We start from the raw sequence: 9,392 nt of genomic DNA on the forward strand, positions 1-9,392 counted from the left end.
CGGAGATGTTCGCGCGGGGCATCCATCCCGACCTGCTCACCGACCAGACCAGCGCGCACGATCCGGTCAACGGCTACCTTCCCGCCGGCTGGAGCGTCGCCGAATGGATCGAGCGGCGCGAGCGCGAGCCGGAAGCCGTGGCGCACGCCGCCCGCGCGTCGATGGCGGTGCATGTCCGCGCGATGCTCGATTTCCATGCCGCCGGGGTGCCGACCACCGACTATGGCAACAACATCCGCCAGATGGCCAAGGACGAGGGCGTCGAGAACGCCTTCGCCTTTCCCGGCTTCGTCCCCGCCTATATTCGCCCGCTGTTCTGCCGGGGCGTCGGCCCGTTCCGCTGGGCGGCGCTGTCGGGCGATCCCGAGGATATCTATCGGACCGACGCCAAGGTGAAGGAGCTGCTGCCCGACGACACCCACCTTCACCACTGGCTGGACATGGCGCGCGAGAAAATCCGGTTCCAGGGCCTGCCGGCGCGGATCTGCTGGGTCGGGCTGGGCGACCGCCACCGGCTCGGCCTGGCGTTCAACGAGATGGTGGCATCGGGCGAATTGAAGGCGCCGGTGGTGATCGGCCGCGATCACCTCGATTCAGGTTCGGTCGCCAGCCCCAACCGCGAGACGGAGGCGATGCGCGACGGATCGGACGCGGTCAGCGACTGGCCGCTGCTCAACGCGCTACTCAACACCGCCAGCGGCGCGACCTGGGTGTCGCTGCACCATGGCGGCGGCGTCGGCATGGGCTATTCGCAGCACGCCGGGATGGTGATCGTCGCTGACGGCTCGCCCGACGCGGCGCGGCGGCTGGAACGGGTGTTGTGGAACGATCCGGCGACCGGGGTGATGCGCCACGCCGACGCCGGCTATGCCGGCGCGATCGATTGCGCGCGCGACCATGGACTGGACCTGCCGGGCATCCTGGGCTGAGCCTCGTCCGACGAGGGGGCGGGCTTGCCCGGTGCCGGGGCGGCGTCTACATCCGCGCCATGGGCCATTCCCCCGTCGTTTCGAGCCGCACCGCCGCGTCCACCGCCACCCCCCGCCCGCTTCGCCGACTCCATCGCGGTTCCGCGCCACGGTGACCCACCCCTGTTTCGCCGCGTTCGCGCGCGCCGTCGCGCGGCGGCGGGCGGCGCGATGAGCCGCATCGGGCTGCTCGGCGGGTCGTTCAACCCGGCGCATCGCGGGCATCGCGCGCTGTCGCTCCACGCGCTGCGCGCGCTGGGGCTGGACGAAGTGTGGTGGCTGGTGTCGCCGGGCAATCCGTTGAAGGCGGGCGCGACCGACATGGCGCCGTTCGCCGCGCGCATGGCGTCGGCGCGCGCGATGGCCCGCCACGCGCCGATCCGCGTCACCGGAATCGAGCGGCGGCTGAAGACCCGCTACACCGCCGACACGCTGACCAGGCTGGTCCGGCTGTTCCCGAAACACGACTTCATCTGGCTGATGGGCGCGGATAATCTGGCCGGTTTCCACCGCTGGGAACGGTGGCGCGTCATCGCCAATACGGTTCCGATTGCGGTGATCGCCCGTCCGGGCTATGATCGCGATGCCCATGCGGGTCCGGCAATGGGTTGGCTGCGGCATGCGTTGATGCCCGCTCGTCAGGCACGTCATTGGACCGAATGGAGATTGCCGGCGCTCGTGCTCCTGCGCTTCCGCCCCGATCCGACCTCGGCGACACGCCTGCGGGCTGCCGATCCAGCATGGCATCGCCGCTATTCCCTTAACCGTCGGTCGCGCGTCGCGACCCGGTTATCCCCCGGCCCGTAACCCAGGAGTTCCCTTGGCCACAGTACCCCATGTCCAGCGTTCGCCCGATGCCGATGGCGTCGAGGCGCTGCATAAGCTCGTCCTTGCCAGCCTCGACGACGATCAGGCGGTCGACACCGTGTCGATCCCGCTGGCCGGCAAGAGCAGCATCGCCGATCACATGGTCGTCGCCTCCGGCCGGTCGACCCGCCAGGTCGCGTCGATGGCCCAGAAACTGGCGGAGAAGATCAAGGCCGAATTCGGCCGCTCGGCGCGGATCGAGGGGCTGCCCAACGCCGATTGGGTGCTGATCGATGCCGGCGACGTGATCGTCCACCTGTTCCGCCCCGAAGTCCGCAGCTTCTACAATCTGGAGCGGATGTGGGCGTTCGGCGACGGCGCCGCCGCCAACTGAAGGCGCTGGTCGCTTGCTGCTCCATGTCGTCGCGCGCGGAAAGATCGGGCGCGGCGCCGAATCCGATCTGGTCGAGCGGTATCTGGCGCGCATCGCCTGGCCGACCCGGGTGACCGAGCTGCCCGACCGGGGCGGCAAGCCGCCGGCCGCGGATGGCGCGAAGATCGTGATGCTCGACGAGACGGGGGAGATGCTGGGATCGAAGGCGTTCGCCGACCGGCTGGGCCGCTGGCGCGACGACGGGGTGCGCGAGGCGCGCTTCCTGATCGGCGCCGCCGACGGATTTGACGATGCCGACCGCGCCCGCGCCGATTTGCTGCTGTCGTTCGGGCGGCTCACCTGGCCGCACCTGATGGCGCGCGCGATGCTGGCGGAGCAATTGTTCCGCGCGACCAGCATCCTCGCCGGCCATCCCTATCACCGCGAGGGCTAGAGAGCCCGCATGGGTGCAGGGTCGCGCATGTCGTCGTTGCGAGCGCAGCGAAGCAATCCAGCGGGGCAACGGGAGATCGCCGGATTGCTGCGCGGCTGCGCCGCTCGCAATGACGATTCGAGGGAGTCTTGCCGCTCCGATGCGTAGACTGATGCTCCTGCCGCTGGCGCTGGTCGCGGCGGCGCCTGCCCCGCCCGATCGCCGTGCCGAGCTGAAGGCGGCCAACGCCGCCGCCGCCGTCGCCGAGGCGCGATCGAAGGCGCTGGAACGCGCCGCCGCGACCGAACGCGACGAGGCCGCCCGCGCGCGCGGCCAGGAAGCGGCGGTCGCCGAACGGATCAAGGCGGCGGAGGCCAAGATCGTCGCCGCGCGGGCGCGGGTGGCGCTGGTCGATACGATGCTGGTCACCCAGCGAACGCGCCTGACCGAACGCCAGGCACCGATCGAGCGGCTGGTCGCCGCGCTGCAATCGCTCGCCCGGCGGCCGGCGGCGGTGGCGCTGGTCCAGCCGGGATCGGCCAACGACATCGTCCACGTCCGCGCGGTGCTGGGCACGATGGTGCCGGTGGTGCGCGCGCGCACCGAGGCGGTCCGCAGCGAGATCGCCCGCACCCGCAAGCTGCGTTCGGACGCGGCGCTGGCCGCCGCCAGCCTGCGCGACGGCCACGCCCGGCTGCAGACCGAACGGCTCGCGCTGGTGCGGATGGAGGGCGAGCACCGGCTGCGCAGCCGCGACCTGAACCGCAACGCGATGTTCGAGAGCGACCGCGCGATCGCGATGGGGGAGCGTGCGCGCGACCTGGTCGACCAGATCAGCGAGAGCAGCGGCGACGCGGTGACCGCCGCGTCGCTCGCGGCGCTGCCGGGGCCGCTGCCGCGCCCGGCGTCGGCCGGCGACGCCACCGGGACGGCCGCGCGCGCCGCCGCCCCCTATCGCCTGCCGGTCGCCGGGCGGGTGATCGAGGGATTGGGGGAATTGTCGAGCGCCGGGGTGCGATCGCGCGGGCTGGTGCTGGCGACCGCGCCCGGCGCCGCCGTGGTCGCGCCGGCCGGCGGCAGCATCCTGTTCGCGCGCCGGTTTCGCGACTATGCGACGGTGGTGATCGTCGATCACGGCAACGGCTGGACCAGCGCGGTCACCGGGCTCGCCACCGCGACGGCCAAGCCCGGCGACACCGTCGCGGCGGGCGCCGCGATCGGCCACGCCCCCGCCACGCCCGAACCGCACATCGCCGTCGAGCTGCGGCGCAGGGGCGTGCCGATCGATCTGGCGCAGCTGATCGATTGACCTGTGCCCCACGCGAAGTCTGCGTCCGGCACCGGGCCGGGCACGATCGCAGCACCATTGGGGGGAGGATCACCCCCGATCGATCCGCTCAGCCCCCGTTCAGCGGCGTGGGTGCTTTGCTCACGCGCGCAAAACCGCTAGCCTGACGGCAAACCCGGTTCCCAGGACACATTGCCGATGGCCCGTATGCTTGCTTCCTTCCTCCGCGCCTCGGCGATCGTCGGCACACTGGCGCTGGTGCCCGTCACCACCGCCGCGATGGCCGAGGTTGATACCGGCGCGTATCGCGACCTCGACGTGTTCATGGACATCTACAATCGGGTGAAGGCCGATTACGTCGACAAGGTCGATGACAAGACGCTGGTCAAGGGCGCGATCCAGGGGATGCTCGCCGCGCTCGATCCGCATTCGAGCTATGTCGACGCGCTCGATTTCGACAACATGAAAATCCAGACCGAGGGCAATTACGGCGGGCTGGGCCTGACCGTCACGATGGAGGACGGCGCGGTCAAGGTGATCGCCCCGACCGAGGACACCCCGGCCTATCGTGCCGGGATCAAGGCCGGCGACTATATCACCCACATCAACGGCCAGCTGATCTATGGCCAGTCGCTCGACGAGGCGATCGAGGGGATGCGCGGCCCCCCGGGCAGCAAGGTGTCGATCACCGTCGTCCGCCGCGGCCGCGACAAGCCGCTCGACTTCACGCTGGTGCGCGAGACGATCGTGCAGAAGCCGGTCAAGTGGGAGGTCAGGGACGGCGTCGGCATCGTCAACATCAACACCTTCTCCGCCCAGACCGGCGCCGACACCCGCGCCGCGATCATGGCGATCCAGAAGTCGCTCGGCCACGCCCCGCTCGGCTATGTCGTCGACCTGCGCGACAACGGCGGCGGGCTGCTGACCCAGGCGATCGAGGTCAGCGATGCGTTCCTCGACCATGGCGAGATCGTGTCGCAGCGCGGGCGCGAGAAGTCGGATATCGAACGCTATTACGCCAAGCCCGGCGATCTGGCGAACGGGCTGCCGGTGATCGTGCTGACCGATTCGGGCACCGCCTCGGCCTCCGAGATCGTCGCGGGGGCGTTGCAGGACCACCACCGCGCGCTGGTGATGGGCGAGCGGAGCTTCGGCAAGGGATCGGTGCAGACGCTGTTGCCGCTGTCGGCGAATTCGGCGCTGCGCCTCACCACCGCGCGCTACTACACCCCCTCGGGCCGGTCGGTGCAGGAGGGCGGGATCGAGCCGGACATCGCCGTGCCGCAGATCAGCGACCCCGATTACAAGGCGCGCCCGGTGTTCCGCGAGGCCGACCTGCGCCGCCACCTGATCAACGAGGCCAAGGTCGACAACAAGGTGCTGGAGGAGGACACCGCCACCGATCCGCGCTTCGCCGATACCGCCGAGGTGCTGGAGAAGAAGGGCGTCAAGGACTTCCAGCTCGACTATGCGGTCAGGACGATCGCGCGGCTGGCGTCGGTCGCGCCGCAGGCGGTCGCCGCCGCCGGGCCGCGCAAGCGATGATCCGCCGCTCGCGATCGAAGCTGGCCAGCGCCAACATGCTGGCGCTGCTGGTGCCGCTGGCGCTGCTCGCCGGCGCGTTCGGATCGCAATATATCGGCGGCCTGAACCCGTGCGAGATGTGCTGGTGGCAGCGCTGGCCGCACCTGGCGGCGATCCCGGTCGCGCTGATCGCCTTTCCCGCGCCGGTGCCGCTGCGCCGCGTGCTGGTGTCTCTGGCCGGCATAGCGATCGCGATCAGCGGGGCGATCGGCGTGTTCCATGCCGGCGTCGAATATCATTGGTGGAACGGCATCACCGCCTGCACCTCCACCATCCACGGCAGCGGCGACGTCCAGGCGACGCTCGACGCGATCATGAACGCGCCGATCACCCGCTGCGACGTGGCGCAATGGACGCTGTTCGGGGTTTCGCTGGCGGGCTATAACGCGATCCTGTCGATCGGCGCGGCGATCGCGATCTGGACGATGGCATGGAGCAGGCGATGACGACGCGCTTTCCCGGTGCCCGCCGGACCGACACCGAATCGATGATCCGCGTCGACCAGGCCGGCGAATATGGCGCGACGCGCATCTATGCCGGGCAGCTGGCGGTGATGGGCGACCGCACCCCGGCGGCGCGCAAGATCGCGGCGATGCTGGGCCAGGAGGAGCGCCACCGCGCCTTCTTTGACGCGATGATCGCCCGGCGCGGCGTGCGGCCGACCATGCTCCAGCCGTTCTGGGACGTCGCCGGATTCGCGCTGGGCGCGGTCACCGCCGCGATCGGGCCGGAGGCGGCGATGGCCTGCACCGTCGCGGTCGAGACCGAGATCGACCGCCATTATCAGGACCAGCTGGCCGCGCTGGGCGACAGCGACCCGGAACTGTCCGAGGCGGTCGAACGCTTTCGTCAGGAGGAGGTCGAGCATCGCGACACCGCGCTGGCCAGCGGCGCCGAACTGGCGCCGGCCTATCCGGTGATGAGTGCGATGATCCGGCTGGGATGCCGCGCGGCGATTGCCGTCGCCAAGAGGATTTGAGAGGATGGGTGCCATGAAACCGCTGTTGCCCCGACCGCTGGCCCGATCGCTGGCTGGGCTCGCCCCGGCGCTGGCCGCGCTTGTCGTCCTCCCCACCCCCGCCGCCGCGCAGGACGCCCCGGTCAACGGCGTGGTGATCCTGTACGGCGACCAGAAGTGCCCGACCAACACCAACGGCGAGGAAATCGTCGTCTGCCAGCGCCGCGACGCCGGCGAACAGTTCCGCGTGCCCAAGGAGTTGCGCGAGCCCGAGATCAAGCCGCAGTACCAGGCGTGGACCACCAAGGTCGACGACGCGCTGTCGGTCGGCGCGACCGGCACCGGCAGCTGCTCGACCGTCGGGCCGGGCGGATCGACCGGCTGTTTCGTGATGGGCGCCACCGCCGCCAAGCGCGAGAACCGTGCCAAGGCCAAGGCCGACACCGCCTATTCCGATCGCTGATCGCCGCCGCCGGTCGATGCGACCCTGAGGGTCATTCCCCCGCTTTCATCGGGATGACATATTGATAGCCGAGGCCTGTGGCCTGAAGGTTGATCGTGCCGGCGAGGCGACGATTGCGGGGGGCGTGATGGGGACGGCAGAGGCAGCGCGATGGCTTGGGTCGACCGCGTCGGGAGACCTGACGGCGCGGGATGGCCGCCGGCAGGGGCGCCATTACGAGCACCGGCACTGGCGCCGGGCGTTCGCGTGACCGCGCCCCCGACGCGCCACCGCGCGATCGGCGCGCTGCTGGTCGCGTTCGTGTGGTTTTCCTGCGTCTGGTTCGGATCGTGGGAATGGAACGTCAACCAGGTGACGCGGATGTTCGCCGCGCTGTCGATCGTCGAGCAGGGCGACGCCACCATCGACGAATATCAGGCGATGACGATCGACAAGGCGCGGTTCGGCGACCATTATTACGCGGACAAGGCGCCGGGCATGACGCTGATGGCGCTGCCCGCCGTCGCCATCGCCGACGCCGCGACCGGGCAGCAGGCGCACGACCTGTCGCTGACCTATCTCGATCCCGGATTCGGCGCGTTCCTGAGGCTGCGGCTGCGGCTTGCGGTGGCGACCAGCGTCGCGCTGCTGACCGCGCTGGCGGCGCTGGCGCTGTTCGACTGGGGGCGGGCGCTGGGCGGGAGCGCGGGCGCCGGGCTGTTCGCCGCGCTGGGCTTTGCGATCGGCACGCCGATGTGGGGCTGGTCGACCACCCTGTTCGGCCACGCGCCGGTCGCCGCGCTGTTCGTCATCGCCGGATGGGCGGTGTGGCGCGGCACGCGGGACGACCGGCCCGCGCCGGGGCTGGCGCTGCTCGCCGGGCTGGCGCTCGGCTGGGCGGTGGCGATCGAATATACCGCGGTGCTGGGCGGGCTGGCGATCGGGCTGTGGGCGCTGTGGAGGCTGCGCGGACAAGGCTTTCCCGCCGGGCCGATCGCCGCCGCGCTGGCCGGCGGGCTGGTCGGGGTGGCGGTGGTGCTCGGCTATAATCTGTTCGCGTTCGGCACGATGTTTCGTCTGGGCTATCAGGGCGTGGTCGGGTTCGAGGGGATGAACGAGGGGCTGTTCGGCCTGACCTATCCCAAGCCGCGCGTGCTGTTCGAGATCATCGGCGGCGACCGGCGCGGGCTGATCTGGGTGGCGCCGGTGCTGCTGCTGGGCGCGGCGGGGCTGGCACGGCTGGTGCGCGCGCGCGCCACGCGCGACATCGGCGTGATGGCGATGGCGATGGTCGTGCTGCTGTTCCTCTACAACGCGTCCTACGCCTATTGGGACGGCGGCAACGCGACCGGGCCGCGCCATGTCATCCCGGCGGTCGGCTTCCTCGCGCTCGGGCTGGCGCCGCTGTGGGGGGCGGCGCGCGGGCGCTGGACCAAGGCGCTGGCGCTGGCGGTGCTGGGCGTGTCGATCGCGCTCAACGCGATCATCGCGTCGGCGGAGATCCTGTCGGGCGGGCGCGAGCGGTTTCCGCTGTGGACCGACGTGATCCGCGACCGGTTCCTGAGCGGCCAGCTGCGCACGCTGCCCGGCGAATGGTGGGGCTGGAGCGCGTGGACCGGCTTTGCGCTGTGGTGGGTGGCGGCGGCGGTGTGCGCCGGCCTGTTCGCGTGGCTGCTGCGCGGCGAAAGGTCACACCAAGGTCTCACCTGAACCGCCCGCGCCGGCGCTCGTCACGCATCGTCGGATCGATGTGGTGGCATGCGTCGGCGAACTCGGCGGCGGTGAGCGGCTCACCGCGATCGCGCTTCGCCCGCGCCGCCGCGCCGCGCGCGTCCTGCGCGGCGCGTTCGGCGGCGCGGCGGCGGGCGGGCGTGATGATCGGGCGCTGTTCGTTCAGGAACTGCGGCAGCGTGCCGTCGGCGGCGTCGGCCAGCGCGAGCTCGTCCGCCAGCGCGCCCTCCCCCAGCACCGCCTCCGCCGGGGCGGGCAGGCGCGGCTCCATCGCGCGCAGGCTCGCCTCCAGTGCGGCGGGTGGCGGGGCGGCGGGCGCGGCTGCGGCCAGCGCGCCACGCCCGTAGCGTTCGGGCTTGAGGTGCGCGAGCAGGAAGGTCAGCAGCCGCGTGTCATAGGCGCGGCGGGTGCAGACCACCTCGCCATAATCGTCGTAGACATTGTGCTCGATCCCCTCGATCGCGCGTTCGAAGGCGAGATCCTCGAGGAACGACCCGGCATGATCGCGCGCCGCGTCCCACGCGCGGGCAAAAGCAGCGCCGTGCGGCGAGCGGCGCAGGCGATAGGCGGTCTCGCGCGTCATCCCGACCGATTGGGCGGCGAGCGCGACGATGCCGGTATCGGCGAGCGTCTCGATGAAGCGGCGCTGCTTCTCCTCGGTCCAGCCATCGTAGCGCGGGCGGCGGCGGACAGGCACCCAGCGATAGTCGGCGGGATCGTAGTGGTCGGGGGTGGCGCCGTCGATCGCGGGGAGGGCCGGGTCGTCGGCGGGGGTTTCGGTGGTGGGTTCGGGAAGGTCGCGCATCGG

The 9,392-nt window shown here is 71.1% G+C and carries 10 protein-coding genes and 1 pseudogene; 10 read left to right on the top strand and 1 reads right to left on the bottom strand.

From position 1 onward, the window contains the following. The 10 genes from hutU to VNR91_RS03900 all read left to right on the top strand — a co-directional run. Positions 1-929: urocanate hydratase (gene hutU / locus VNR91_RS03855; protein WP_325489469.1), on the top strand; the 929-nt coding region annotated here is incomplete at its 5' end. Positions 930-1,139: 210 nt separating this feature from the next. After that, positions 1,140-1,775: a nicotinate-nucleotide adenylyltransferase gene (locus tag VNR91_RS03860; protein WP_325489470.1), complete on the top strand. Its 636-nt coding sequence runs from the start codon at positions 1,140-1,142 to the stop codon at positions 1,773-1,775. A 13-nt stretch (positions 1,776-1,788) separates the two neighbouring features. After that, positions 1,789-2,169, top strand: a complete 381-nt coding sequence (gene rsfS / locus VNR91_RS03865) for a ribosome silencing factor (RefSeq protein WP_325489471.1) — start codon at positions 1,789-1,791, stop codon at positions 2,167-2,169. A gap of 13 nt (positions 2,170-2,182) precedes the next feature. Further along, a complete protein-coding gene (locus VNR91_RS03870) occupies positions 2,183-2,602 on the top strand; it encodes a 23S rRNA (pseudouridine(1915)-N(3))-methyltransferase RlmH (RefSeq protein ID WP_325489472.1) in 420 nt (139 codons plus the stop codon). Positions 2,603-2,741: 139 nt separating this feature from the next. Further along, positions 2,742-3,890, top strand: a complete 1,149-nt coding sequence (locus VNR91_RS03875; protein ID WP_325489473.1) for a murein hydrolase activator EnvC family protein — start codon at positions 2,742-2,744, stop codon at positions 3,888-3,890. Positions 3,891-4,076: 186 nt separating this feature from the next. Continuing rightward, complete coding sequence (locus tag VNR91_RS03880; protein ID WP_325489478.1) at positions 4,077-5,414, top strand: S41 family peptidase; 1,338 nt, start codon at positions 4,077-4,079, stop codon at positions 5,412-5,414. Next, positions 5,411-5,899: a disulfide bond formation protein B gene (locus VNR91_RS03885; RefSeq protein WP_325489474.1), complete on the top strand. Its 489-nt coding sequence runs from the start codon at positions 5,411-5,413 to the stop codon at positions 5,897-5,899. The genes VNR91_RS03880 and VNR91_RS03885 overlap by 4 nt, the downstream gene beginning before the upstream one ends. After that, on the top strand, positions 5,896-6,432 hold the full coding sequence (locus VNR91_RS03890) for a demethoxyubiquinone hydroxylase family protein (RefSeq protein WP_325489475.1): 537 nt from the start codon (positions 5,896-5,898) through the stop codon (positions 6,430-6,432). Before VNR91_RS03885 ends, VNR91_RS03890 begins: the two co-directional genes overlap by 4 nt. 13 nt (positions 6,433-6,445) lie before the next feature. Continuing rightward, complete coding sequence (locus VNR91_RS03895) at positions 6,446-6,874, top strand: hypothetical protein (RefSeq protein ID WP_325489476.1); 429 nt, start codon at positions 6,446-6,448, stop codon at positions 6,872-6,874. Positions 6,875-7,120: 246 nt separating this feature from the next. Then, a complete protein-coding gene (locus tag VNR91_RS03900; protein WP_325489477.1) occupies positions 7,121-8,563 on the top strand; it encodes a hypothetical protein in 1,443 nt (480 codons plus the stop codon). On the opposite strand, the pseudogene VNR91_RS03905 reads toward VNR91_RS03900, so the two are convergent. Beyond that, positions 8,556-9,392 (bottom strand): annotated as a pseudogene (locus tag VNR91_RS03905) (hypothetical protein); the annotation flags it as partial. The gene VNR91_RS03900 and the pseudogene VNR91_RS03905 overlap by 8 nt on opposite strands.

Origin of the sequence: Sphingomonas sp., from assembly GCF_035555815.1 — a bacterium.
GTDB lineage: Bacteria > Pseudomonadota > Alphaproteobacteria > Sphingomonadales > Sphingomonadaceae > Sphingomonas.

What these genes read in the sequence shown, in the direction of transcription:
- VNR91_RS03890 (WP_325489475.1), top strand. Translation starts at nt 5,896, where the DNA reads ATGACGACGCGCTTTCCCGGTGCCCGCCGGACCGACACCGAATCGATG.
- VNR91_RS03880 (WP_325489478.1), top strand. Translation starts at nt 4,077, where the DNA reads ATGCTTGCTTCCTTCCTCCGCGCCTCGGCGATCGTCGGCACACTGGCG.
- VNR91_RS03875 (WP_325489473.1), top strand. Translation starts at nt 2,742, where the DNA reads ATGCGTAGACTGATGCTCCTGCCGCTGGCGCTGGTCGCGGCGGCGCCT.
- VNR91_RS03860 (WP_325489470.1), top strand. Translation starts at nt 1,140, where the DNA reads ATGAGCCGCATCGGGCTGCTCGGCGGGTCGTTCAACCCGGCGCATCGC.
- VNR91_RS03885 (WP_325489474.1), top strand. Translation starts at nt 5,411, where the DNA reads ATGATCCGCCGCTCGCGATCGAAGCTGGCCAGCGCCAACATGCTGGCG.
- VNR91_RS03895 (WP_325489476.1), top strand. Translation starts at nt 6,446, where the DNA reads ATGAAACCGCTGTTGCCCCGACCGCTGGCCCGATCGCTGGCTGGGCTC.